This window comes from Aquabacterium sp., assembly GCF_044226965.1.
In the GTDB taxonomy this organism is placed as follows: Bacteria; Pseudomonadota; Gammaproteobacteria; order Burkholderiales; family Burkholderiaceae_C; genus Pseudaquabacterium.
Genome location: NZ_JBGAGA010000005.1, coordinates 16,696 through 41,670, shown reverse-complemented (window position 1 = coordinate 41,670; position 24,975 = coordinate 16,696). Strand labels below are relative to the sequence as shown.

At 72.5% G+C, this 24,975-nt stretch carries 21 protein-coding genes and 1 pseudogene; 17 read left to right on the top strand and 5 right to left on the bottom strand.

Features of this window, described 5'->3' with window-relative positions; translation table 11 throughout:
- From ACILR4_RS03725 to ACILR4_RS03675, 11 genes are all read left to right on the top strand, one after another.
- Window positions 1-813 (top strand): SDR family NAD(P)-dependent oxidoreductase, encoded by an 813-nt coding sequence (locus ACILR4_RS03725; protein WP_395699480.1) that lies wholly within the window; start codon window positions 1-3, stop codon window positions 811-813.
- Between the two features lie 2 nt (window positions 814-815).
- Window positions 816-1,811 (top strand): NAD(P)H-dependent flavin oxidoreductase, encoded by a 996-nt coding sequence (locus ACILR4_RS03720; RefSeq protein ID WP_395699479.1) that lies wholly within the window; start codon window positions 816-818, stop codon window positions 1,809-1,811.
- A 39-nt stretch (window positions 1,812-1,850) separates the two neighbouring features.
- Window positions 1,851-2,645 carry an IclR family transcriptional regulator gene (locus ACILR4_RS03715; RefSeq protein WP_395699478.1) on the top strand — a complete coding sequence of 265 codons (795 nt, stop codon included), beginning with the start codon at window positions 1,851-1,853 and terminating at the stop codon, window positions 2,643-2,645.
- A gap of 20 nt (window positions 2,646-2,665) precedes the next feature.
- Complete coding sequence (locus ACILR4_RS03710; protein WP_395699477.1) at window positions 2,666-3,043, top strand: PaaI family thioesterase; 378 nt, start codon at window positions 2,666-2,668, stop codon at window positions 3,041-3,043.
- 147 nt (window positions 3,044-3,190) lie between these two features.
- Window positions 3,191-4,339 carry a WG repeat-containing protein gene (locus ACILR4_RS03705; protein WP_395699476.1) on the top strand — a complete coding sequence of 383 codons (1,149 nt, stop codon included), beginning with the start codon at window positions 3,191-3,193 and terminating at the stop codon, window positions 4,337-4,339.
- Window positions 4,340-4,403: 64 nt separating this feature from the next.
- Window positions 4,404-6,059, top strand: coding sequence for a DUF2138 family protein (locus ACILR4_RS03700; RefSeq protein ID WP_395699475.1), 1,656 nt, complete (start codon window positions 4,404-4,406; stop codon window positions 6,057-6,059).
- Window positions 6,056-6,724 (top strand): DUF1175 family protein, encoded by a 669-nt coding sequence (locus ACILR4_RS03695; RefSeq protein ID WP_395699474.1) that lies wholly within the window; start codon window positions 6,056-6,058, stop codon window positions 6,722-6,724. The genes ACILR4_RS03700 and ACILR4_RS03695 overlap by 4 nt, the downstream gene beginning before the upstream one ends.
- A 14-nt stretch (window positions 6,725-6,738) precedes the next feature.
- A complete protein-coding gene (locus ACILR4_RS03690) occupies window positions 6,739-11,457 on the top strand; it encodes an alpha-2-macroglobulin family protein (RefSeq protein ID WP_395699473.1) in 4,719 nt (1,572 codons plus the stop codon).
- Window positions 11,458-11,627: 170 nt separating this feature from the next.
- On the top strand, window positions 11,628-13,247 hold the full coding sequence (locus ACILR4_RS03685) for a DUF2300 domain-containing protein (protein WP_395699472.1): 1,620 nt from the start codon (window positions 11,628-11,630) through the stop codon (window positions 13,245-13,247).
- A gap of 8 nt (window positions 13,248-13,255) precedes the next feature.
- On the top strand, window positions 13,256-14,080 hold the full coding sequence (locus ACILR4_RS03680) for a YfaP family protein (protein ID WP_395699471.1): 825 nt from the start codon (window positions 13,256-13,258) through the stop codon (window positions 14,078-14,080).
- Window positions 14,077-14,877, top strand: coding sequence for a YfaP family protein (locus tag ACILR4_RS03675; protein WP_395699470.1), 801 nt, complete (start codon window positions 14,077-14,079; stop codon window positions 14,875-14,877). The genes ACILR4_RS03680 and ACILR4_RS03675 overlap by 4 nt, the downstream gene beginning before the upstream one ends.
- Before the next feature lie 12 nt (window positions 14,878-14,889).
- Here ACILR4_RS03675 and ACILR4_RS03670 read toward each other — a convergent pair whose 3' ends face one another.
- The 3 genes from ACILR4_RS03670 to ACILR4_RS03660 are packed head-to-tail and all read right to left on the bottom strand — an operon-like array spanning window position 14,890 to window position 17,186.
- Window positions 14,890-15,426 carry a hypothetical protein gene (locus ACILR4_RS03670; RefSeq protein WP_395699469.1) on the bottom strand — a complete coding sequence of 179 codons (537 nt, stop codon included), beginning with the start codon at window positions 15,424-15,426 and terminating at the stop codon, window positions 14,890-14,892.
- Window positions 15,427-15,468: 42 nt separating this feature from the next.
- Window positions 15,469-16,053, bottom strand: a complete 585-nt coding sequence (gene metW, locus ACILR4_RS03665) for a methionine biosynthesis protein MetW (RefSeq protein WP_395699468.1) — start codon at window positions 16,051-16,053, stop codon at window positions 15,469-15,471.
- A complete protein-coding gene (locus ACILR4_RS03660; RefSeq protein WP_395699467.1) occupies window positions 16,050-17,186 on the bottom strand; it encodes a homoserine O-acetyltransferase in 1,137 nt (378 codons plus the stop codon). Before ACILR4_RS03660 ends, metW begins: the two co-directional genes overlap by 4 nt.
- A gap of 314 nt (window positions 17,187-17,500) precedes the next feature.
- On the opposite strand from ACILR4_RS03660, the gene ACILR4_RS03655 reads away from it, so the two are divergent.
- Both ACILR4_RS03655 and ACILR4_RS03650 read left to right on the top strand, forming a co-directional pair.
- A complete protein-coding gene (locus ACILR4_RS03655) occupies window positions 17,501-18,154 on the top strand; it encodes a DVUA0089 family protein (protein WP_395699466.1) in 654 nt (217 codons plus the stop codon).
- A 44-nt stretch (window positions 18,155-18,198) separates the two neighbouring features.
- On the top strand, window positions 18,199-19,206 hold the full coding sequence (locus ACILR4_RS03650) for a DNRLRE domain-containing protein (protein ID WP_395699465.1): 1,008 nt from the start codon (window positions 18,199-18,201) through the stop codon (window positions 19,204-19,206).
- Here ACILR4_RS03650 and ACILR4_RS03645 read toward each other — a convergent pair.
- Window positions 19,164-20,582: an FAD-dependent oxidoreductase gene (locus tag ACILR4_RS03645; RefSeq protein WP_395699464.1), complete on the bottom strand. Its 1,419-nt coding sequence runs from the start codon at window positions 20,580-20,582 to the stop codon at window positions 19,164-19,166. The two genes, ACILR4_RS03650 and ACILR4_RS03645, sit on opposite strands and share 43 nt — an antisense overlap.
- 127 nt (window positions 20,583-20,709) lie before the next feature.
- On the opposite strand from ACILR4_RS03645, the gene ACILR4_RS03640 reads away from it, so the two are divergent.
- The 4 genes and pseudogenes from ACILR4_RS03640 (at window position 20,710) to ACILR4_RS03625 (ending at window position 24,208) form a co-directional block, all read left to right on the top strand.
- Window positions 20,710-21,345, top strand: a complete 636-nt coding sequence (locus ACILR4_RS03640; protein ID WP_395699463.1) for a TetR/AcrR family transcriptional regulator — start codon at window positions 20,710-20,712, stop codon at window positions 21,343-21,345.
- Window positions 21,342-22,310, top strand: coding sequence for an HlyD family secretion protein (locus ACILR4_RS03635; RefSeq protein WP_395699462.1), 969 nt, complete (start codon window positions 21,342-21,344; stop codon window positions 22,308-22,310). Before ACILR4_RS03640 ends, ACILR4_RS03635 begins: the two co-directional genes overlap by 4 nt.
- Before the next feature lie 4 nt (window positions 22,311-22,314).
- Window positions 22,315-22,986, top strand: a pseudogene (locus tag ACILR4_RS03630) (ABC transporter ATP-binding protein); the annotation flags it as partial.
- Between the two features lie 91 nt (window positions 22,987-23,077).
- A complete protein-coding gene (locus ACILR4_RS03625; RefSeq protein ID WP_395699461.1) occupies window positions 23,078-24,208 on the top strand; it encodes an ABC transporter permease in 1,131 nt (376 codons plus the stop codon).
- On the opposite strand, the gene ACILR4_RS03620 is transcribed toward ACILR4_RS03625, so the two are convergent.
- Window positions 24,187-24,903 carry a PEP-CTERM sorting domain-containing protein gene (locus ACILR4_RS03620; RefSeq protein ID WP_395699460.1) on the bottom strand — a complete coding sequence of 239 codons (717 nt, stop codon included), beginning with the start codon at window positions 24,901-24,903 and terminating at the stop codon, window positions 24,187-24,189. The two genes, ACILR4_RS03625 and ACILR4_RS03620, sit on opposite strands and share 22 nt — an antisense overlap.
- Window positions 24,904-24,975 lie beyond the last annotated feature (72 nt).

Below are 24,975 nucleotides of genomic sequence, written 5' to 3'. Positions count from 1 at the left end.
ATGGATCTGAACCTCAAGGGCCGCGTGGCCTTCATCACCGGCGGTGGCCAGGGCGTGGGCCGCCGCATCGCGCTGCAGCTGGCCGAGGAAGGCTGCGCCGTGGCCGTGAACGACTTCTTCGCCGAGCGCGCCGACGCCGTGGTGGCCGAGATCCGCGCCGCCGGCGGCCAGGGCCACGCGGCGCCCGCCGACATCACCGACAAGGCCCGCATCGACGCCGCCATCGCCGGCGCCGTGGCGGCGCTGGGGCCGATCGACATCCTGGTCAACAACGCCGGCGTCACGGTGGAGCGGCGCAGCAAGGGCGGCATGGCGCCGCTGTTCCTGGAGACCGACGCCGACGATTGGCAGAAGATCCTGGCGCTCAACGTGAACGGCATGCTGCACTGCTGCCACGCGGTGCTGCCGGGCATGAAGGAGCGGCGCTGGGGCAAGATCGTCAACATCATGTCCGAGGCCGGCCGCGGTGGCGAGGCGCGCCTGGCGGTCTACAGCGGCGCCAAGGCGGCGATGCTGGGCTTTGCCAAGGCCATCGCGCAGGAGCATGGCCGCGACTGCATCAACGTCAACACCGTGGCCTTGGGTGCCGTGTCGCACGAGGGCATCAAGGCCGGCCCGCTGTCGCCCGAGGCCACGCCCGAGAACAACGAGCTGCTGGGCAGGATGCTGGGCGCCTACCCCATCGCCAAGGGCCTGAAGCGGCTGTCGCGGCCCGAGGACGTCGCGCCGATGGTGTGCCTGCTGGCCAGCGATCGGGCCGCGTACATCACCGGGCAGAGCATCGGCATCAGCGGCGGCTTCTACATGCTGTGACCATGCGCTGGCACACGCGCCTGACGGCGCTGTTCGGCATGCGCGTGCCGATCCTCGGCGGGGGCCTGATGTGGCTGTCCGACGCCGACTACGTGTCGGCGCTGGTCCGCGCCGGCTGCATGGCCTTCATGACGCCGCGCTCCTTCGACGGCTTGCCCGCCTTCGAGGCCCAGCTCGCGCGCTGCCGCCAGGCCTGTGGTGACGCCGCCTTCGGCGTCAACCTCACGCTGTCGCGGCGCATGGACTTCGAGGCCGACGTGGCACAGCAGCTGGACGTGGCGCTGGCGCACGGCGTGCGGCACTTCGAGACCGTCGGCCCCGCGCCCTGGCCGCTGTTCGACCGCATCCACGCGGCCGGTGGCGTGCTGGTGCACAAGTGCACGACCGTGGCCCATGCGCTGAAGGCGCAGCAGCATGGCGCCGACGCCATTGCCCTGGTCGGCCCCGAGGCCGGCGGCCACCCGGGCATGAACGAGCTGTCCTCGCACCTGCTGTGCAGCCTGGCCCTGGAGCAGCTGCAGGTGCCGCTGGCCCTGGGCGGTGGCGTGGGCCACGGGCGCCAGATCGCCTCGGCGCTGGCGCTGGGCTGCGAGGGTGTGCTCATCGGCACCCGCTTCCTGGTCGGTGCCGAGGTGCCCGTGCATGCGGCCGTGCGACGGCGCCTGCTGGCGGCCGGGGCGGACGACTCGGTGATGCGGCTGCGCGGCACCGGTCATCCCTGGCGCGTGCTGGACAACGCCACCGCCCGCGAGGTGGCCGAGATGGAGGCCGCCGGCGCCCGCCACTACCCCGAGTTCGGTGACCGCGTGCTCGGGCGCACCGGTCGCGAGCGGGCCTACATCGGCGGCGATCCCGAGGCCGGCCTGCTGTCGATGGGGCCGGCCATCGCGTTTGCCGATCGACCGCAATCGCTGGCCGCCATCGTCCAGGCGCTGGTCGCGCAGGCCGCGGCCGCCCTGGCACGCCTGCGCGGCCTGGGGGGATGCAGCGGCGATTGAGACAATGCACCGGCCCACCGCCCGGCTTCCCAGACAACCATGCCCGCCTTCGTGCCTGCCGCCGCCCGCACCATGCTGCTCTTCGAGGCCTTCGCCCGAGAGCGCCGCGAACTGTCGAACGCCGAGATCGCCAAGCTGCTCGACCTGCCCGAGAGCAGCTGCGTCGACCTGCTGTACACGCTGCAGGAGGCCGGCTACCTGATGCGCACGGCGCGCAGCCGGCGCTTCTACCCGACGCCGCAGCTCAGCACCTTGGCCAACGCGATCGCGAGCAACAACCCGGTGGCCACGGCGGGCCGCGAGGCGGTCGAACTGCTCGTCGACCTGACAGGCGAATCGGCGCTGTGCGGCGTGCTGGGCCACCACCACGTGGAGGTGCTGGGCATCTGCGAAGGGCGGCATGCGCTGCGCTACATCACCGCCGCCGGCACGCGCATCGGCCTGCATGCCACCGCCCTGGGCCAGGCCCTGCTGGCCGAGCTGGACCCCGCGGACGCGGCCGAGATCCTCGCCAGAAGGCCCCTGAAAGCGCTGACGCCGAACACCGTGACCGATCCGCAGCAGCTGCTGCGCTCGATCGAGGCGACGCGCCAGCGCGGTTACGCCTGGGTCGACGGCGAAGGCACCGAAGGCGTGGCCGCGATGGCCGTGGCCGGCCGCATCGGCGAAGAGGTGCTGGGGCTGTCCGTCACCGGGCCGGCCGAGCGCTTGCGCAAATGCCGCAGCGAGTACGAGGCCGCGCTCTTCAAGGTCAAGGCGCAGGTCTTCGGTGACGGCGCTCGGGCCCGGCCGGCTGCCTCGCAGCCGACCCGTCGTCGCACGGCCAAACCCTGATCGCCGGAAAGGTCGATGGCATGCGTCTGCCGTTCACGGAGTCCATCGGCGCCACGCTCGTGACGCACGGCGAGGGCGCCAGCCTGGTCACGCTGCAGGTCGGCGACAGCCACCGCAACGCGCACGGCGCGGTCCACGGTGGGGTGCTGTTCACGCTGGCCGATACCGGCATGGGCGCGGCGCTGTACTCCCTGCTGGCGCCCGGCGAGACCGGGGCCACCATCGACGCCCACATCACCTTCCTGCGGCCGGTGCGCGGCAGCACCATCGAGTGCCGCAGCCACTGCCTGCGACAGGGGCGCGCGGTGGCCATGCTCGAGGCGGAGCTGACCGCTGCGGGCGAGGTGGTGGCCAAGGCAAGCGCCACCTTTGCGGTGCGGGTGCCGCGCGCCCCTTGACCCGCGCCGGCTGCCCGGCCACGAGCGCGGTTCAGCACGCCGCGGCTACAAACGAAACATGCCGTCGGCGGCTGCCGCAGCCGCCCTGAAACCGCGGCGCGGCACAGTGGCTGGCTGAACGCATCCTGCCCAGAAAGGCCGCCCTCGATGAAACGCCTTGCCCTCCCCGCCGCCGGCTGGTGCGCCCGCGCCGCGCTGCTGGTGTCCACGCTGCTGCCCGGCGCCTGGGGCGGCGTGGCCCAGGGTCAGCCGCTGCCGCCGCTGTTCCCGATCCGCCAGGGCGACCTGCACGGGCTGATCAACCTCGAAGGCCAGGTGGTGCTGCCGCCGGAGTACAGCGAGCTGCGCCTGGGCCAGCCCTACATCATGCTGCGCAAGGGCTACCGCACCGCCTATGCCGACGGCGACGGCAAGCTGGTGATCGAGCCGCAGGACGAGCTGAGCCAGCCCTTTGCCGACGGCCTGGTGCCGATGCGCGGCAAGGACGGCAGCGGCAAGCTGCGCTGGGGCTATGCCGACCCGAAGCGCCAGCTGGTCATCGCGCCGGCCTTCGATGACGCGCAGCCCTTCGTCGACGGCCTGGCGGTGGTGGGCATCGCCGATGCCTGGGGCGCGATGAAGTACGGCGCCATCGACCGCAGCGGCAAGCTGGTGGTGCCGGCGCAGCACGACAAGCTGCTGGCCCCCGGCGGCGGCCTGGTGCGCGCCGAGGCGCGCCAGGGCCCGGACCGCACGCACCGCGTGTTCGACGCCCGGGGCCGCGACATCACGCCGCCCGGCGTCGACTTCGTCGGCATCGCCAGCGACGGCATGGTGCGCGTCTGGGCCGGCCGCCAGCAGGGCTTCATGAGCGTGACGGGCCAGCTGGTGGTGCCGCCGCGCTACGCCCAGGCCTCGGACTTCAAGGAAGGCCTGGCCCGCGTGTGGATCGACGGCAAGTACGGCTACATCGACAAGACCGGCGCGCTGGTGATCCCGGCGAAGTACGAGTCGGCCGAGGACGTGTCCGACGGCCTCGCGCTGGTCAAGGACAACGGCCGCCCGCAGTTCCTGGACAAGCACGGCAAGCTGGTGCTGGCACCCGAGGCCGAGCGCGTCTGGCCCTTCAGCCAGGGGCTGGCGGTGGTGAAGGTCGGCGGCAAGCACGGCTACATCGACAAGCAGGGCCGCATGGTGATCGAGCCGCAGTTCAGCTTCGCGCGGCCTTTCGGCAACGGCCTGGCCTTCGTCGGCGCCGGGCGCATGTCGGGCTACATCCGGCCCGATGGCAAATTCGTCTGGAAAGCCGATTCCTGACATCGTGGCCGCCACCCGGCTGCGTTAGAGTGCCGCGGCCGTGGGGCGGCAGGAGGAGAGCGGCGTGAACCGCAAATGGATCATCGGCCTGGGCGTGCTGGCGCTGGCAGGCGTGGCGGCCGTGGCCACCGTGGCCTGGCAGTGGAACCGGTTCGAGGGGCGCATCAACGCGCTGGGGGTGGACCTGCGCCAGCCGGCGGCCTACCTGGCCACGCCTTCGCTGTCGGCGCTGCCGCGCGACCTGGTCAAGGCCCCGGTGCTGCGCGAGCTGCTCACCGAGGACTTTGCGTTCTATTACGAGGAACACGAGGACCGCCTGGGCCTGACCGGCGCGCTGCGCCGCATCGCGTTCGAGCATGAGACCACGCTGGCCGACAACCTGCTTGCGCTGGCGCTGGACGAGCCGTCCGAAGTGGCGCTGTGGACCGACGGCAAGGGTGCGCCGCGGTACTGGGCGATGGCGATGACGCGCGGCACCGTGGCCAAGGCGCTGCAGGGCCTGGCGGCAGTGGCGGCCAAGGACAAGCAGCTCACGCTGATCGGCGAGATCAAGACCTCGCCGCTGAGCTTCTCGTCGCAGCCGGTCTATGCGCTGCAGCTGTCGTCGCGCCGCACGCTGGCGATCGCCTCGCGCGGCAACCGCGTCGTCGTGCTGTCCGACCCCGGGCTGCTGTTCGACAGCGCGCGCCAGCCCGATGCGCAGGCCGCGCAGGTGCTGGACCAGCTGCTGTCCGGCGACAGCGGCGCGCAGGCGCTGTGGCGCCAGCACGTCGGCCTGAGCGGCACGCCCGGCCCGGCGCACACGCTGGTGGCCGGTGGTCCGATGCTCTCGTTCGGCTACCAGCACTTCTTCCCGTCGCTGCAGGCGCTGCGTGTGGAAGTGACGCCCGGCGGCCAGAGCCTGCGCAGCTTCGTGCGCCGCAGCGCCGGCGCGCCCGCCGGCACCGCGCCCTGGCCGGCGCTGCCGGCCCCCGCCGCGGCCTGCGCGCTGCTGCCGGTGGACTGGGCGCGCGCCAAGGCGGTGCTGTCCGACAGCGCGGCGGTGCCGGCCACGCCGGCCTCCGGTGCTTCCGCGCCCGATGCCGCGGCGCTGGCCGCGCAACGCAGCGCCCTCGCCGCGATGGCCGAGGCCTTCGACGGCCCGGCCGCCATCTGCTGGTACGAGCGCTCGCAGCTGCACACGCCGCTGCTGGTGGCGCATGCCAAGGGCCCGCTGCCGGCGCCGGCGGTGCTGGAGAACTTCTCGAAGTGGTGGCTGCCCACCGAGGCCGAGGAAGCCGATGGCGCCGGCCCCGGCACGCGCGCGAAGATCAGCGCACCCTATGGCGCCATGCGCGAAGGCGAATCCTCGGCCTACCTGGCCCGCTTCGCCCGCGCCGGCGACTGGTGGCTGTTCTCGCCCGACGCCGAGCTGGTCGACCAGGCCCAGGCCGCGATCGCGCGCCGCTACCCCAGCCTGGCCGAGACGCTGGGCGGCGACCCCGCCGCCACGTTGGCGCTGGTGGCGCCCGGCCAGGTGGCCGAGCTGCTCAAGCGCGAGGCGCTGGGCGTCATCCCCGTGCAGCAGGCCGGCTTCCGCCAGGCCGCCGAGAACCAGCTGCTGCCGCGCCTGGCCTCGTTCGGCAAGCTGCCCGCGGTGCGCGCGCTGCCGCAGGGCGCGGCCGATGCGCAGGGCTGGCAGGCGCTGGACTGGCAGCCACTGAAGGCGGCCGCACGATGAACGCCAGCACGCGCCGCCAGGCCCTGGTGATGGCCGCCGCGGCGACGGCCGCCATGGCCGCGCCTTTTGCGTGTCAGGCTGCAGCGGCCGCCGACACCGCGCCGGCGCTCGACCGCGAACAGAGCCGCCGCTTCCGCGACTGGCTGCTGGTGCTGATCCATGCCCAGCTCGAACAGGGCCCGACGCCGCGCTGGACCCACCGCGACTGTGCCGGCCTGGTGCGCTTCGCGGTGGCCGAGGCGCTGCGCGAGCACGACCTGGCCTGGAAGCGCAACATGGGCCTGCTCGGCCGCCGCCTGCCGCCGGAGCTGGACCCGGCACCGGCGCAGGCCCTGCGCCACGCCTGGCGCCGCGCCGACGGCAGCCGCGCCGCGTTCGTCGGCGCGCTCGAGCTGGTGCAGGAAAACACCCGCTTCGTCAGCCGCAACCTCGCCCAGGCCGAAGCCGGCGACCTGCTGTTCTACGACTTCGGCGACGACCAGCACCTGATGGTCTGGATGGGCCCCTACATCGCGTACCACACCGGCCGCCGCGACCCCGGCGACACCGGCCTGCGCGCGCTGCGCCCCGCGCAGCTGATGGCCTGGCAGGACACCCGCTGGCGCCCCAGCACCGACAACCCGAACTTCGGCGGCGTCTACCGACTCGCCTTCCTGGCGCGCTGAAGACGCGGATCTCCATGAAGCTGCCCCGACTCCTGCATTCCTTCTCCTGGCGCGGCCTGCTGCTGGCCGCTGTGTGCGCAGCGAGCCTGGCCACGGCCCCCGCCGGCTTCGCCGCCAAGCCCGCCGCGCCCGACGAGCCGCCGCTGGCGAACTACCGCGAGCCCTTCGTCGGCGAGCCCTTCTTCCTGCTGACCGACGCGGCCTACGGCTCGGCCGACAGGCCGCGCGTGCGGCTGGAGGTCAATGCGCCGCAGCAGCTGAACGACGTCGGCGGCATCGATGTGGTGGTCTACCGCATCCCCGACCCGCTGGCCTTCCTGCAGAAGCAGCGCAACCTGCACCGCATCCAGGTCGAGGCCCTGCCTGCCGGCGAGGGCCTGGCCAACACGCTGACGCATGTGTGGGACAACTGGGTCGTGAAGGCCCGGCTGGCCTGGCAGAAGCTGTTCTCCAGCGATGCGCGGCGCGCCGTCACCGCGCAGGCGCCGGCGCTGAAGACGCCGAAGGACCTGACGCAGCCCTCGCGCTTCGAGGAGCCGCGCCAGTTCCGCACGCTGCCCGGCCTGGCCGTGGTCGAGCGGTTGCGCTACCCGGTGCAGTTCGCGCGGCCGATCGCGCCGCCGAAGGACCTGAAGCTCGCCGGCAGCAGCAGCGAGTTCATCAAGCCCAGCGAGGGCAACGTCTACGTGCCGCTGGCGCCGCAGAAGCCGGGGCTGTACCTGGTCGAGGCCTCGGCCGGCCAGCACCGCGCCACCACCTTGCTGTTCGTCAGCGACACCGTGGCGCTGACCAAGGTCTCCGGCCAGCAGATGCTGGTGTGGAGCGCCCAACGCGTGAATGGCGCGGCCGTGCCCGGCGCGAAGCTCGTGTGGACCGACGGCGTCGGCGTGCTCAAGAGCGGCGCCACCGATGCGCAAGGCCTGGCGCGCCTGGACCATGCCGCGCCGGAGCAGACCTACGTCTTCGGCGTCGACCCGGCCGGCGGCGTGTTCATCTCCGAAAACTTCTACTACGACAGCGAGATCTACAACGCCAAGGTCTACGCAACGACCGACCGGCCGCTGTACCGCCCCGGCGACGCGGTGATGGTCAAGGTCACCGGCCGCGAGTTCAAGTCTTCGCGTGAATCCGCGCCGCTGCCCGATGGCGACATCGAACTGCAGGCGCTGGACCCCGCCGGCCAGGTGGTGGCCACGCAGACGCTGAAGTTCAGCAGCATCAGCGGCGCCGACGGCCGCTTCCTGCTGCCCGACAACGCCGCGGCCGGCGGCTACGAGCTGCGCCTGGCCTACCGCGAGCAGCTCTACACCGCGGCCTTCCGCGTCGCCGACTACCAGAAGCCGCACTTCGAGATCCTGCTGCTGCCCGACAAGCCCGACTTCGCCACCGGCGACAAGGTCAGCGGCAAGCTGCAGCTGAACTACCCCGACGGCAAGCCGGTGGCCAATGCGCGCGTCTCCTTGAGCGCCCGCGTGCAGCAGCTCAGCATGGTCGATGGCGAACTCGACTACAGCGGTGCCTTCGCCGCCAAGCTGGCGCAGGACGAGCTCGTCACCGACAGCAGCGGTGTTGCCGCATTCTCGTTCCCCGAGGCCGCTCAACCCAGCCGCTATGTGCTGACCGCGCTGGCCACCGACGGCGCCGCCTACCGCGTGCGCGTCTCGCGCGAGCTGCTGGTCGAGCGCGGCGCCGCGGCCTGGCGGCTGCTGCCGCAGGCGCAGTTCTCGCGGCCTGGCGAGAGCATGGGTTTCCGCTTCGTGCCCAGCCAGCGCACCGCGGCCAGCACCGGCCTGGGCGCCAATGCCACGCCGCAGCGCCCGGTCAGCTGGGAATGGCTGCGGCTGGAAGACCGCAGCAAGGCCAGCGGCGCGCTGGCCGCGACCGGCGACACGGTGTCGGTCGCGTTCAAGCAGCCGGGCTCGTACACCGTCACCCTGCGCGACGAGCAGCACCGCATCGTCGCGGCCACCAGCCACTGGGTCAGCGGCGACGGGCAGAAGGCGCCGGCCGGCAGCATCGCGATCGTGTTCGACAAGCCGGCCTACAACGCCGGCGACACCGCGCAGGCGCTGGTGACCTTCCCCGAGCCGGTGGAGCAGGCCCTGCTCACCCTGGAGCGCGACCAGGTCGAGGCTGCCACCTTGCTGGCGCAGGCGGGCAATGGCTTCAGCGCCCAGCGGCTGAACCCCACGCAATGGCAAGTGAGCCTGAAGGTGGCTGAGGCGATGAGCCCGAACGTCACGCTCTCGGTGGCCTACGTGAAGAACGGCGACATGGTGTTCCAGAACCAGGGCCTGCGCGTCGCGCAACCGCGCATCAGCCTGAGCTTCAAGCCCGAGCGCGAGGTCTATGCGCCGGGCGAGACGGTGAATGTCGAGCTGACCACGCTGGTCGATGGCAAGCCGGCGCCGGCCGAGGTGGCGGTGGGCGTGGTCGACGAGATGATCTACGTGCTGCAGCCCGAGATTGCGCCGACCATCGACGACTTCTTCTACCACCCGCGCCGCAACAACGTGCGCACCGCGGCCTCGCTCAGCTTCATCGGCTACGACCTGGCCACCCGCAAGCTCGGCGCGCTGCCGGCACGGCGCCAGGTGAACGAACGCGCTATCAAGGTATTGGAGCGGCCGCGGCGCGACAACGTCGACACCGCCGCCTGGCTGCCGAACCTGCGCACCGACGCCAATGGCCGCACGCGCTTCAGCTTCCCGATGCCTGATTCGCTGACGCGCTGGCGCATCACCGGCCGGGCCATCGAGGCCGGTGGCCTGGTCGGCCAGCAGACCGCCTGGGTGCGCAGCGACAAGGCCTTCTACGCCAAGTGGACCAGCCCCGACTGGCAGCGCGTGGGCGACAAGGCGCAGGCCAGCGTCGCGCTGTTCAACCAGGGGCGCGAGGAGCGCAGCGTCGAATGGGCCGTCAGTGGGCCCGGCGTGAATGTGCGCGAGACGGTGAAGTTGAAGCCCGGCGCCAATTTCGTCGCGCTGCCGCTGAATGCCGAGCAGCCCGGCACGCAGGAGCTGACGCTCACGCTGCGCAGCAACGGCCAGGTGGTCGACACGTTGCGCAGCCCGCTCAAGCGCCTGCCGCTGGCCTGGGCCGCGCCGCGCGAGCAGGTGCTGGACCTGTCCTCGGGCAGCGCCGCGCTCAGCCTGCCGGCCGATGCGCGCCGCGTGCGCGTGACGCTGGCTGCCGACCCCGCGGCCGCGGCCTTCAGCCGCTGGATCGACGAGCTGGCCGACTATCCCTACGGCTGCGTCGAGCAGACCGCCAGCCGGCTGCTGCCGCTGAGCCTGGCGCTGCAATCGCTGTCCGGCACACAGCAGCCGCTGGCCCCGCAGCTGACGCAGCGCGTCGCCACCGCTCGCCTGGCGCTGGCGCAGATGGCCGGGCCCGAGGCGCGCTTCGGCTGGTGGGGCCGCGGCATGGCCGCCGACGCCTTCCTCACCGCCTACGCCTACTACGCCGACTGGCGTGCGACCCAGGCCCTGCGCACCGCGCTGCCCGACACGCACTGGCAGCGCCTGCTCGACGTGTATGCCAAGGACGGCGTCAAGCTGCCGTCGCTGCAGCGCGCGCTGGTGCTGCAGTGGATGCAGGAGATGGGCCTGACGGTCGGCGCGATGCAGGCGGCGCTGCTCGACGAGCTGATGGCCGCGCCCGCGGCCGAAGGCGCCGCGCTGGCCGCCCGCCGCGGCAGCCTGGTGATGGCGTCGCCGGACGAGGTCAACGCGCGCGACATCGCGCTGGTGCTCACGGCCTACAGCGCCGGTGCGCGCGCCAGCGCGGCGCAGCGCGGCGAAGCCGATGCCGCCGCGCAGCGCCTGGCCGCATCGCCCTCGCCCTTCGTGCAGAGCCTGCTGGTGCTGGCGCAGCGCGGCGGCCCGGAACGCGCGAAGGCCTTGCTGGCCCAGGTGCGCGGCGAGCAGCCGACCTTCGACCGCGCGCAGGCCTTGATCTGGCTGCACAAGGCGCTGGGCGCGCGGCCGGAGCTGCGCGTCGAGGCCAACGCGCTGGGCGCGCCCTGGCTGGCCGGTCGCAGCAGCGGCGGCGACCCGGTGTGGCGCCTGCCCGATGGCGTGGCGCTGCCCACCACGCTGGCGCTGGCGAACAACGCGAAGGCCGCGGTGGCCTACGTCAGCTACGAGAGCAGCGAGGTCCCGGCGGCGAACGCGCCCACGCTGCCGCTGCGCATCGAGCGCACCTTGTTCCGCGTGGTGCCGCAGGCCAAGCCCAAGCCCGCGGCGGCGGCCAGCGCGGCCAAGGGCGCATCGGCAACCGAGACGGCATCCTCGCCGGCGACGCCGCCCGACGATGGCCGCCTGGTCGTCAAGCTCGAGCCGGTGGCGCCGGGCACGCCGCTGGACAGCAACACGCTGTACCTCGACCAGCTAAGCGTCCAAAGTGAGCGGCCCTTGCGCTGGGCCCTGCTCGAAGCCGCGCTGCCGCCGGGTGCCGCGGTCGAGAGCAGCACCTGGGGCCTGGACGTGATCGGCGCCGAGGCCGGCAAGACCACGCCGCTGGAACGCGCGACGCACCAGGCCACGCCGCAGGGCTATGCGGTGCCGCTGGAGCGGGTGGAGGCCAACGGCAGCGTGACGGTGCGGCACCTGGTGCGCTTCGCGCAGCGCGGCCAGTACAAGCTGCCGCCGGCACGCGTCTACCGCATGTACGAGCCCGAGGCCAAGGGCACCGAAGCCGGCGCGCGCTGGGCGTCAATTGAGGTGAAATGACCCCCCCCCGGAGCGCCTTCGGCGCCTCCCCCCCAGGGGGGCGCCGCCAGCGGACCGGCAGAGCCGGTTCCGCGGCGGCTGCTTGGGGGCGCAGCGCTGGGCGGGCGACGGCGGCCGCACTGCTGATGGTCGCGGTGTCGGCTGGTGCGGCCGGCGCGTCTGACGCTGCGGTGCGGCTCGTCTGGCAGCCCGCAGGCGCGTTGCAGGCGGTGCCGAGCTCGGCCGGCGTCGCGCGCACGCCGCTGGGCAGCGTATGGAAGCTTTTCGTCTACAGCTACCTGGTGGCTGAAGGCATGCAGGAACCGCCCTACCGCTGCGAGGCCGCGCAGCGCCGCAGCGACGAGGAGTACTGCTGCGACCCCGGCGAGTCGGTCGACCGCGACACCGCGCTGGCGCGCTCCTGCGGCCCTTACTTCGCGCCGCAGCGCCTGCAACTGCAGCCGGCGGCCTGGCGCGCGTTCTGGCAGGCCCAGCCCGGTGCCCAGGCCGCGCCTGCCTGGCTGCTGGACCTGGGCGCGCTGCAGCCCGCCACGGTGGTGGAGGCGGCCTCGCTGCTGCGCGCGCTGCAGCGGGTGCCGCCGCCCGCGCGCCTGGCCGCGCGCGAAGCGCTGCTGCCCAACACGCTGCGCGACGGCGCGGTGCTGGCCGCACTGGGCAGCGGGCCGCGCTTCAAGACCTGGTCATGGACCGATGGCGCCGGCCGGCGCATCGGCGGCGCGGCCGGCTGGTTGGCCGATGGCACGCCGTTCTGGTTCGGCGCCCCGGGCACCAGCCGCACGGCGCTGCAGGCGCAGGCCGGCTGGATGGCGGCGCAGTGGCAGCCGCAGCGCCTGCTGACCGTCGCCCCCGATGCCGCCGGGCTGCAGGCGCAGCCTTGTGTCGATGTCGCGCTGTTTGCGCGTTATCCGCTGGCGCAGGTGCAACGCGTGGACGGCCGCGCCACGGCGGGCGGGGGCACGCGCGGGCTGGCCGACGGCCCGCTGGCCACGGGCGACTACCGGGTGCTGTTTGCCAACGGCCAGTCGCTGCCGGTGCGGGGCTCGCCGGCGCTGCGGCTGTCCGGCGCCGCCGAAGGCCCGCCGCGGCTCAGCGCGCGGCTGCCGCTGGAGGACTACGTCGCCCGCGTGGTCGACCGCGAAGGCGATGCCCGCGAGACCGAAGCCGCCAAGGCGCTGGCCATCGCCGCGCGCAGCTGGCTGCTGCAGAACACCGCCGAGCAGGGCGGCTGCCGCGCGGTCGACGACGACAGCCGCGCGCAGCGTGTCAGCCCGAATCCGCCGAGCGCGGCCGCGCAGGCCGCGGCGGCCTTCACGGCCGGCCTGATGCTGAACGGCGGCACGCCGGTGCGCTACCACCGCGACCAGGCCGGCCCCGGCGTGATGGGCTGGCAGCAGGCGGTGGCCGCGGCGCGCGCCGGCCAGGGCTTCGAGGCCCTGCTGCGCCAGGCCTATCCCGGCGCGGTGCTCGGCGGCCTGCAAGGCGGCGCCGATTGCGTCGCGCTGCCGGAGGCCACGCAGTGGCTGCAGCAGCGCCAGGCGCGCTGGCGCGACCGGCTGCGCAGCGAGCCCGGCTACGAGCGGCCCGGCGCCGAGCTGCAGGTGTGCCAGCTGCAGCAAGGCGTGCCGCATGCCGACCAGCGGCGCCTGCGCATCCACCTGCGCGAATGGCAAAGCCGCGAAGGCCGCGTCACCTTGATCCACGAATACCTGCACCTGGCCTTCCGCCACCATCCGCGCGGCCAGGACGAAGCCTTCGTCGAACGCCTGGCGCAGGTGCTGGCCGATTCCTGAAGATTGCCATGAAGCCCATGCCCAACCACCACGCCTTTTGCGCGCTAGCCCTGCTGACCGCCGTCGGCCTCGCCACGCCGGCCCGGGCCCAGGTCCGGCTCGACACGCCGATGGGCGGCTGGCGCGCCGCGCCAACCCAGCAGCAGGACTTCCTGCAGGAAGTGCATTACCCGGCGGCCAGCGTCAACAGCAACCGGCGCAGCGCGGCGGCGTTGATCCAGGGCCAGATCGCCCAGACGCCGAAGGCGGCAGCCCGGGACCTGCCCAAGAGCGGCGAGGGCGAAGCCCGCCAGCCCGGCCGGCTGGTGGTCGACGGCATCGCGTTGCCGCTGGAGATTGGCGAGGACGGCCGCTTCTCGCGCCCCTGGTCCTTCGGCGCCGGCGCGCACGGGCTCACGGTGCGCGCGCCCGGGCCGCAGGGTGCGGCCACGCGCGTGCAGTTCATCGAGGCCAACCGCGACCGCGGCGCGGTGAAGCTGCGCGTGGTGCTCAGCTGGGACAGCGACAACACCGACCTCGACCTGCACGTGGTATCGCCCGACGGCCAGCATGTGTTCTACGGCAACCGCGTGGCGCCGAACGGCGGCGCGCTGGATGTCGACGTCACCACCGGCTTCGGGCCGGAGATCTTCGCGCACCCGGCGCCGCCGGCCGGCACCTGGCATGTCTACGTCAACTACTACGGCGCCGGCGAGCGGCGCGACGTGATCACGGTGGCGCAGGTGGCGATCATCGAGAACGAAGGCACCGGGGCCGAGAAGCAGCAGACCTTCCGCGTGCCGATGCGCAAGCCGGGCGAACTGACGCTGGTGCGGTCGTTCGTGATGCCATGAAGCGCGCCCGCTGCCTTGCGGCCGCGCTGCTGCTGGCCGTCGCCGTCACCGGCGCGCTGGCCCAGGACCGTCCGCTGTCGCGCCCGGCCGGCGGCTGGACCGCCAGTGGCCTGGTGGACGATCCGCAGCGCGTCGAGTATGCGTACCCGGCCAACCTGATCGACCGCGGCGGCCAGCGCGGCCGCACGCTGATCGAGGGCCGGCTGAGCCAGGTCCGCAAGGCCGGCACGCGCACGCCGACGCTCGTCGTCAACGGCAACGCGATGCCGCTGTACACCGGGGACGATGGGCGCTATGCGCGGCCCTATGCCTTCGGTGCCGGCAGCAATGGCATCGAGCTGCGCGACGGCGACGGCCGGGTGCTGCAGCGGGTGCAGTTCTACGAGGCCAACCGGCTGAAGACCCAGGCCCGCGTGCGCGCCATCCTGGCCTGGGACGACCCGCAGGCCGAGCTGGACCTCCACGTCATCACGCCCGATGGCGGCCATGCCTTCTTCGCGAACCCGGTGCTGCCCAACGGCGGCGGGCTGGATGTCGACTCGGTCGACGGCGCCGGCCCCGAGATGTTCTCGATGACCGCGCCCTTGCCGGGGCCGTACCACGTGTACGTGAACTACTGGGGCAATTTCGGTGCCGGCGGCTACCACTTCGACGAGGCCACGCGTCAGCAGCCGGTGATCACCGCCCGCATCACGCTGGTGTTCGACGAGAACACCGGTGCCGAGCGGCGCGAGACCTTCACGGTGCCGATGCGCAAGATCGGCGACCTGACGCTGGTGCGCTCGTTCGTGCGCTGAACGCCGGCCGGCTCAGCGGATCGACAGCACGCCGGCCGGCAGCGGCTTGCCGCTGGCCGCGTCATTCGAAAGGTAGGCGTAGGACAGCCAGCGGTAGTGCCTCAGGCCCAGCGCGGCGGCGAAGGCATAGGCCGGCTTGTACTCGAACAGCTGCTCGAAGCCCCCGGGCGCGAAGATGCGGCGGCCGGCCGTGCCGCGCAGGCCGGGCAGCGCCAGGCCCAGCGCGCGTTCCAGCGCCACCGGGTCGAAGCCGGCATCGAAGCGGATCTCGTCCTCCCAGTCGCAGCCGTAGCCCAGCAGCCGCTGCGTACCGCCGTGCAGGTCGAAGCCCCAGCCATGGTCTTCGCCGTAGGCCCAGCGCAGCAGCAGGCCCTCGTTGGCGGCCAGCAGCGTGGCGTTGGGCTGGAACGGCGTGCCCGCGGCGACGAAGCTGACCCAGCCGTCCTGTGCCGGAAACACGAAGCCGGCCAGCCCGGCGCGCGCCAGCAGCGACGAGGCGTCGCGCCGCGAGGGGCTGCGCAGGTGGTAGCTCTCGCTGAATTCGCTCATCGGTCGCGGGGGCCGGCGGCGGCAGGCGTCGGGGCCGGCGCGTCAGCCGCGCTCGAACCGGAACACCGCGGTGCTGGCCAGCAGGTTCGGCCAGCGGCGCACCGGCGCGCCGCCGTGCAGGCCGAAGCTGTCCAGGATGTGCAGCCCATTCTTGCGCGCCAGCACCTCGAAGTCGGCATGCGTGCCGACGCGGATGTTCGGCGTGTCGTACCACTGGTAGGGCAGGGTCTTGGTCACCGGCATGCGGCCGCGCAGCACCGACAGCCGGTTGGGCCAGTGCGCGAAGTTCGGGAAGCTGACGATGCCGATGCGGCCGACGCGCGCCGTCTCGCGCAGCATGTTCTCGGTGTTGCGCAGGTGCTGCAGGGTGTCGAGCTGCAGCACCACGTCGAAGCTGGCGTCGTCGAACAGCGCCAGGCCTTCCTCCAGGTTCAGCTGGATCACGTTGACGCCGCGCCGCTCGCAGGCCAGCACGTCGGCATCGGCGATCTCGATGCCGTAGCCGCTGCAGCCGCGGTGCTGGCGCAGGTGGGCCAGCAGCTCGCCCGAGCCGCAGCCCAGGTCGAGCACGCGCGAGCCGGGAGGCACCAGCTCGGCGATCAGTTCCAGCACGCGCTTGTCGCTCATCGTGCGATCTCCGCGGCGATGCGCTCGAAGCGTGCGCGCAGCACGCCGTGGTAGCGTGGATCTTCGAGCAGGAAGGCGTCGTGGCCGTGCGGCGCGGCGATCTCGGCGTAGCTGACGTCGATGCGGTTGTCCACCAGCGCCTTGACGATCTCGCGCGAACGCGCCGGCGAGAAGCGCCAGTCCGTGGTGAAGCTGACGACGAGGAAGGGGTTGTGCCGGGCCACCGCGAAGGCGCGCGACAAGTCGCCGCCATGCGCACGCGCGGGGTCGAAGTAGTCCAGCGCGCGGGTGATCAGCAGGTAGGTGTTGGCGTCGAAGTATTCGCTGAACTTGTCGCCCTGGTAGCGCAGGTAGCTCTCGATCTGGAACTCGATGTCCTGCGTGGTGTAGCCGAACTCGGCGGCGCGCAGCTCGCGGCCGAACTTCTCCTCCATCGAGTCGTCCGACAGGTAGGTGATGTGGCCGATCATCCGCGCCACGCGCAGGCCGCGCTTGGGCACCACGCCGTGGGCGTAGAAGTGGCCACCGTGGAAGTCGGGGTCGGTGATGATCGCGCGGCGCGCCACCTCGTTGAACGCGATGTTCTGCGCCGACAGGTTCGGCGCCGTGGCCACCGCGATGCAGTGGCCCACGCGTTCGGGGAAGCGCAGCGTCCAGCTCAGCGCCTGCATGCCGCCCAGGCTGCCGCCCAGCACCGCGGCGAGCCGGGTGATGCCCAGCCGGTCGAGCAGGCGGGCCTGTGCGTCGACCCAGTCTTCCACCGTCACCACCGGGAAGTCGGCGCCCCAGGGCTCGCCGGTGGCCGGGTTCGGGTGCATCGGCCCGGTGGAGCCGAAGCAGGAGCCCAGGTTGTTGATGCCGATGACGAAGAAGCGGTCGGTGTCCAGCGGCTTGCCGGGGCCCACCAGGTTGTCCCACCAGCCTTCGCTTCTGTCCTGCCCGGCGTAGGAGCCGGCCACGTGGTGGCTGGCGTTCAGCGCATGGCAGACCAGCACCGCGTTGCTCTTCGCGGCATTCAGCGTGCCGTAGGTTTCATAAACCAGATCGTAAGCGGCCAGCGCGGCGCCGCTCTGCAGCGGCAATGCCTGCTCGAAACGCATCGTCTGCGGTGTGACGTGGCCCAGCGATGCCATGCGCGTTGCAACCCTCGAAAGACGAAACCCGGCGCCGCGCAAGGCGGACGCCGGGTCGAGGGCGTCCCTCTTTAGCGGCATTTGTTGAAGCGCCCGCAATCAGGAACAAATCGGCGCTGAAGCCGCGAAGTATAGCGAGCGGGGCCCGCGCGCCCGGCGTGGGGCCTGGGGTGGGCGCCCGGGTGGCATCCGGGTGGCACCCGGGTGGCATTCCTGCGGCATCCGTCACACCGCGCCCCAGGCCCTGGAACCGGCGCCGGCCCGCTGCCACACATCGCCGGCAAGCAACCGCGATTGCGGTGCAGGAGCAGCGAATGACTCGAACCACCTTCTCCGACTGGATGGGCGCCGCCACGATGGCCGCGGTGCTGGCGCTGGGCAGCCAGCAGGCGGACGCCGCACCGGTGAACTACCAGGGCAGCTTCACGCAGGACGACCAGCACTTCGTGCTGGACATCCACCTCGATGCGCTGAGCACGCTGAGCGCAAAGACGCTGTCGTGGGCGCAGGGCGGCTTCGCGCCGGTGCTGTCGCTGTTCGGCGCCGGCGGGCTGCTGCAGCAGGCCGTGGGCAGCAGCAACCACTGCGGCGCCGGCAGCGGCGCGGCCGATCCGGCCACCGGCTTCTGCTGGGACGCCATGTTCGGCGGCCAGTTCGCCGCCGGCGACTACACGCTGGTGCTGACGCAGGACGGCAACCTGCCGATCGGCAGCGCGCCGGCCGACGGCTTCCAGCAGGACGGGCAGCCCGGCTACACCGGCGCCTGGTACCTGGGCGATGCCAGCCGGTCCTTCATCAACGTCGACGGCAGCCAGCGCAGCGGCTTCTGGTCGCTGCAGTTCGAGCGCCAGGCCGTCGACCTGCACAACGTGCCCGAGCCCGCCGGCTGGGCGCTGAGTGGCCTGGCCCTGCTGGCCGCACTCGCCGCCTCGCGCCGCCGCAACCGCTGGCCGGCCGGCCGCGCCTGAACGCATTGCCCCGCATTCCTTCACCTTCCGGAGCCGACCCCATCATGAACACCCGCTCGACGATCACGACCCTGCGTTCCCGCCTGGCCCTGGCCGCCGCGGCCCTGCTGGCCGCCGGCGCGGCCCAGGCCTTCGACGCACCGCTGGCCGCGGACGCCCACCTGGTCAGCAGCAGCCCGGCCAACAACTTCGGCAGCCTGCCCACGCTGAACATCGGCGGCGGCGCCACCGCGCTGCTGCGCTTCGACCTCAGCGGCCTGCCGGCGGGCACCACCGCGGCCAAGGTCGTCAAGGCCAACCTGGTGCTCTACGTCAACCGCGTCGGCGCCCCCGGTGCGGTGGAAGTGCAGACGGTGTATTCGGCCTGGGCCGAAGGCAACGTCACCGCCGCGACCGCGCCGACGCTGGGCGGGGCGGGCAGCGGCGTGATGGTGCCGGTGGCCAGCGCGGGCCAGTTCGTCACGGTGGACGTGACCAGCACCGTGAAGAACTGGGTCACCAGCCCGGCCAGCAACAACGGCTTCGCGATCGCCCCGGCCCTCAGCGCGCCGGGTACCGTGGCGTTCCTCGACAGCAAGGAAAACACGCTCAGCGCGCACGTGGCCCGGCTCGACCTGACGCTGGCCGACCAGGGCCCGAAGGGCGAGACCGGTGCGCAGGGCCCGAAGGGTGACAAGGGCGACAAGGGCAACACCGGCGACCGCGGCCCGGTCGGACCCGCAGGGCCGCAGGGTCCGCAAGGCCCGCAGGGCATCCAGGGCCCGGCCGGCACGAGCAACCTGGTCTACAAGCAGGACACCTGGAGCCTGCCGGGCCACAACTACGGTCGCGTGAACCTGTACTGCCCGGCCAACACCTACGTGATCGGCGGCGGCTGCGGCCACCGCGACTACAACAGCGCGCAGCAGGACATCACGGTCAACTACGCCGGCCCGAACCCCGACAGCCCGACCAACAGCTACCGCTGCGCGATCGACAACAACTCGGGCGACAGCCGCGCGATCCGCAGCTACATCATCTGCGCCTCGGCCAGCAGCGTCACTGGCCCCTGAGCGCGCGGCGCGCGGAACACGCGCCACATCATCGCCGGCGTCATCAGCGTGGGCGGTGCCGCCAGCAGGTGCGACACGCGCTCGAAGGCCACCGCCACCTTGGCATCGGTCTGCGCCGCCTCGAACACCCGGGCGACGTAGGCATTGATGACGCGCACCGGCAGTGGCCGCTCACCTTGGACGCTGGGAATCGCCAGGTCGGCGCCGACGGCGGTCTGCCAGGCGATGTCGATGGCCCTGGCCGCGGCACGGAAGTAGCGGCGCTGGACGTTGTCACCGCCGTGGCGCAGCGCGGCATCGAGTGCCAGCGCTTCGCAGGCCGCCACGCTCATGCCCTGGCCGAACACCGGGTTGAAGCTGCACAGGCTGTCGCCGATGGCCAGCAGCCCGTCGGGCAGGCGCTTCAGTCGTTCGTAGTGGCGGCGCTGGCTGTGCGGGAAGCGGTAGCCGAAGGGTTCGCACAGGAACTCGGCGTCGCGCACCACCGCGGCCAGCTCGGGCGGCGCCGTGCGCTCGGCGCGGGCGATGAAGGCCTCGCGTTCCAGCGGCGGCGCGTCGTCGCCGTAGCCACCCAGGGTCACCACCCAGCGCTCGCCCTCCTGGCTCAGCAGCACCGAGGGCTTCGGATGGTCGGGCGTCGCGGCGGTGATCACCGCTTCCAGCCCCGGCGCGTGCTGCGGCGTGCGCTTCAGGTACGCGGTGGCGTAGCGGATCTCGCAGCGCACCTGTTGCTCGGCCGGCGCGGCATGGCCCAGCTCGGTCAGCCAGCGTGGCAGGCGCGAGCCGCGGCCGCTGGCGTCCACCACCCAGTCGGCGCCCAGTGCGCCGCCGCAGCCGGCCTCGTCGGGCGCGCGCCAGCGCAGGCCGGTGATGCGCCGGCCGTCTTCGCTGGCCAGCAGTCCCTGCACCTCGATGCCGGTGACCGCGCGCACCTTCGGCAGCGCCAGCACGCGGCGCCGCAGCACGCCTTCGATGGCGCTGCGGCCCAGGCACAGCGCGCGGGCGTCGGCCGGGGCCTGCGCGAAGCGGCGGCGGCCGGCGTAGAACGCCGCATCGGTGCCGACATCGCCGTAGCGTCCGCCGGCGGCGCGCCAGTCGTCGTCGACGCCCGGGAACAGCTGCTCGAAGATCTGGCGCCCGCGCGCCAGCAGCGCATGCGTGTGCTGGGTGTGCGGCGTGGCGCGGCGCTGGCTGCAGTCGGTGGGCAGGTCGTGGCGTTCGATCAGCAGCACCTCGTCCACGTGGTCCTGCAGCACCCGTGCGGCCAGCAGGCCGGCCAGGCTGGCGCCGATCACCAGCGCGCGCTTCGGGCGGCTGCGGGCCACGGGATCGTGAAGGCAAAGCGCTGCCAGCGCGCGTGCATCGAGCGTGTTCATCGGGCGACTCCGAAGGGCGGGGTGGTGCCTGGGAATACGGCGCGCCGCGCCGTTCGGATGCACCCCCGAACGCGGGCTTGAAATCGCCGGCTTGCCATTACAGGTCAACTGACCAATAATGGCCGGCATGGCGCGCCCCTCGCAGCAACTCGACCAGGCCCTGCTGCGTAGCGGTCGCGCGCTGTATGCCGAGCTGGGCGCGCCCGGCCTGTCGCAACGCCGGCTGGCCGAGCACGCGGGCGTCAGCCCGGGCATGTTCCATTACCACTTCGCCAGCAAGGACGCCTTCCTGCGTGCGCTGCTGCAGCAGCTGTACGAGGAAATGTTCGCCGGCCTCACGGCCGACACCGCGCCGGCCGGCTCGGCGCTGGAGCGCCTGGGCAGCGGGCTGTTCGGCATCGCGCGCTTCGTGCGCGAGCAGCGCCCGCTGCTGATGCGCCTGGCGCTGGACGCCGCCAACGGCGTGGCCGTGGCGCGTGAATTCGTCGCCGCCAATGTGCCGCGCCACATGGCGCTGCTGGCCGGCCTGCTGGCCGAGGCGCAGCGCCGCGGCGAACTGCCGCCCACCCGCCATCCGCTGCAGCGGGTGGCCTTCCTGCTGGGCGCGGTGGTGGCGCCGATGGTGGTGCTGCCGGCGATGGGCGCGCTCGGCGTGCCGCTGCCGGGGCCGGCGCTGGGCACGCAGGTCAGCGGCGACGCGGCCATCCGGCGCCGCATCCGGGTGGCGCTGGCCGCGCTGCCGCAGATCGTGGAGCATGCATGAGTCTTTTGCGTGTTATCGGCTTCGGAGCGGCGACGCCGCTGGTGCTGGCTCTGGCGGCCTGCCAGCCCGCGCCGCCGGCCGGTTGGTCGGGCTATGTCGAGGGCGAGTACGTGCAGGTGGCCGCGCCCTGGTCCGGCACGCTGGCCACCCTGGCGGTGCAGGCCGGCCAGCCGGTGGCGCCACAGGCCGCGCTGTTCACGCTGGACGCCGATGCCGAGCAGCTGGCGCGCGACGAGGCGCAGGCGCGCCTGGTGGCGGCGCAGGCGCAGGCACGCAACACCGATTCCGGCCGGCGCGAGGACGAGATCGCCGTCACCCGCGCGCAGCTGGCGCAGGCGCGGGCGCAGGCCGCGCTGGCGCGCAACGAGCAGGCGCGCCAGCAGCAGTTGTTCGACCAGGGCTTCATCTCGCGCGCGCAGCTCGACGACACGCTGGCCGCGCTGGCGCAGAGCAGCGCCCGCGTCAGCGAGCTCGAAGCGGCGCTGCGCGTGGCCCAGCTGCCGGCGCGGCCCGAGGAGCGCACCGCCGCGCGCGCCAGTGCCGGCGCGGCCGACGAGGTGCTGAAGCAGCAGCAGCTGCGCATCGCGCAGAAGTCGCTGCGCGCGCCGCTGGCGGCACAGGTGGCCGACACCTACTACCGCGTCGGCGAATGGGTGCCGGCCGGGCAGCCGGTGGTCTCGCTGCTGCCGGCCGGCGCGGTGAAGGCGCGCTTCTTCGTGGCCGAGAACGAGGTCGCCACGCTGGCGCCCGGCCAGGCGGTGAACCTGCGCTGCGACGGCTGCGGCGCGCCGATTGCCGCGCGCGTCAGCCGCATCGCCACGCAGGCCGAGTACACGCCGCCGGTGATCTACTCGAACGCGCAGCGGGCCAAGCTGGTCTTCATGGTCGAGGCGCGGCCCACGGCGGCGGCCGATGCGGCGCGCCTGCGCCCGGGCCTGCCGGTGGACGTGCAGATCGTCCGTTAGCACCATGACCGACGCAACGCTGGCGATCGACGTGCGCGGGCTGACCAAGCGCTATGGCGGCCGCGCGGTCGTCGACCAGGTCGACCTGCAGCTCGCGCGCGGGCGCATCTGCGGCTTCCTCGGCCCCAACGGCAGCGGCAAGACCACGACCATCCGCATGATCTGCGGCCTGCTGAAGGCCGACGAAGGCAGCGGCACCTGCCTGGGCCTGGACATCGCCCGCGGCGGCGCCGAGATCAAGCGCCAGGTTGGCTACATGACGCAGAAGTTCGGGCTCTACGAAGACCTGTCGATCCGCGAGAACCTCGACTTCGTCGCGCGCCTGTTCGAGCTGCCGGGCCGGCGCGCGGCGGTGGACGCGGCGCTGGCACGCTTGGGGCTGGTGGCGCGCCAGCAGCAGCTGGCCGGCACCTTGTCCGGCGGCTGGAAGCAGCGCCTGGCGCTGGCCGCCTGCCTGCTGCACCAGCCGCGGCTGCTGCTGCTGGACGAGCCCACCGCCGGCGTCGATCCGAAGGCGCGGCGCGAGTTCTGGGACCAGATCCACCAGTTGGCCGACCAGGGCATGACGGTGCTGGTGTCCACGCACTACATGGACGAGGCGGCGCGCTGCCACGAGCTGTGCTACATCGCCTACGGCAAGCTGCTGGCGCGCGGCACCGCGGACCAGATCGTCGCCGAGGCCGGCGCCACCGACCTCGAAGACGCCTTCGTGCGGCTGGTCGGCCGCGCCAAGGACAACTTCATCGCGGCCTGAGCGAGGATCCCCGATGCGCTTCTCGTTCGCCCGCATGCTGGCGGTCTTCATCAAGGAATTCCAGCAGATGCTGCGCGACCGCCTGACCTTCGCGATGGCGGTGGGCGTGCCGATCCTGCAGCTGGTGCTGTTCGGCTATGCGATCAACACCGACCCCAAGGGCCTGCCGACGGTGCTGGTGGCGCAGGACAGCGGACCGCTCGCGCGCAGCCTGTCGGCCGCGCTGCAGAACAGCGGCTACTTCCACATCCGCCACCAGGCGGCCAGCGAAGCCGAGGGCGACGCGCTGATCAGCGGCGGCCAGGCGCTGTTCATGGTGGTGATCCCGCCGGACTTCACGCGACGGCTGGTGCGCGGCGAATCGTCGCCGGTGCTGGTGGCGGTGGACGGCACCGACCCCTCGGCCTCCGGCAATGCGCTGGCCGCGCTGCAGTCGCTGCTGGCGCAGGCGCTGCAGCACGACGCCAGCGGCGTGCTGGCCCCGCTGCATGCGCGGCCGCCGGCGATCGACCTGCGCGTGCACCGGCGCTACAACCCGGAGGGGCTGTCGCGCTACAACATCGTGCCGGGGCTGATCGGCACCATTCTGACGATGACGATGGTGATGCTCACGGGCCTGGCGATGACCCGCGAGCGCGAGCGCGGCACGATGGAGAACCTGCTGGCCACGCCGGTGCGGCCGCTGGAGGTGATGGTGGGCAAGATCCTGCCCTACGTGGTGCTCGGCTACGTGCAGCTGGGCCTCATCATGGCCGCCGCGGCGCTGCTGTTCGAGGTGCCGATGAACGGCAGCCTGGTGCTGCTGCTGGCGCTGATCGGCGTCTTCATGCTGGCCAACCTGGGCGTCGGCTTCACCTTCTCGACGCTGGCCAGCAACCAGCTGCAGGCGCTGCAGATGACCTTCTTCTTCTTCCTGCCCTCGATGCTGCTGTCGGGCTTCATGTTCCCGTTCAAGGGCATGCCGGGCTGGGCGCAAGGGCTCGGCGAAGTGCTGCCGCTGACGCACTTCCTGCGCATCGTGCGCGGCATCATGCTCAAGGGCAACGGCGGGCTCGAGCTGCTGCCCGAGCTGTGGCCGATGCTGGCCTTCCTGCTGGCGGCCGGGGCCGTGGCCTTGGCGCGTTATCGGCAGACGCTCGACTGAGCGCGGCGGCGGCGCGTGGCGGCCAGGCCGGCCAGCGCGAGGCCGACCAGCGCCACCGACGCCGGCTCCGGCACGGCGAGCAGCGTGACGCTCGCAAACTGCGTCAGCGCCTGGTCCGGCTGCCGGAAGTTCAGGGTGTTCATGTTGATCTGCAGCAGCCCGCGGCTGCCGAAGGACACCAGCACCGGATTCCAGTCGATCGTCAGGTCCACGTCGAGGTCGCTCACCAGCCCGGCGGTCGCCGTGCCGGTGGCCGTGACAAGGCGCAGGCCGGCAAACGGATCGATGAAGCTGAAGACCGCCGCGACGCCCAGGTTGTCGGTTTCGCCGGCGGAGATCAGCTGCTCGTTCATCGTGACGGTGCCGAACTCGAAGAGGAGGACGTCGTTGATGTCCAGCATCGCCGAATGCGTGGCCCCGTTGGCGGCGAAGCTCACGTTCAGCAGGTCGGCCAATGCCGGCAGTTCACTGCCGCCGGCGCCGTAGCCCGGCCCCGTGATGAAGTTCTTCGATGTGACGCTGACCGAAATGGGTGCCGCAGACGCACCACCGGCAGCCATCCCCAGGCTGGCGGCCGCCACCAGGGCACCGAAAAGACGAAGAATCCCGCGCATCGCGCCCTCCTGAAACATCTGGACGCTACCGTAAGCATGTGCAGTGCCGGCTGCAAGCGGGGAATCGCCGTGTACCCGCATCCAGGGGGGGATGGACCCTAGCAGAATGGCCCCGGCGCGCACTGCACGATGCCGCGAGACTTGATGCCGCGA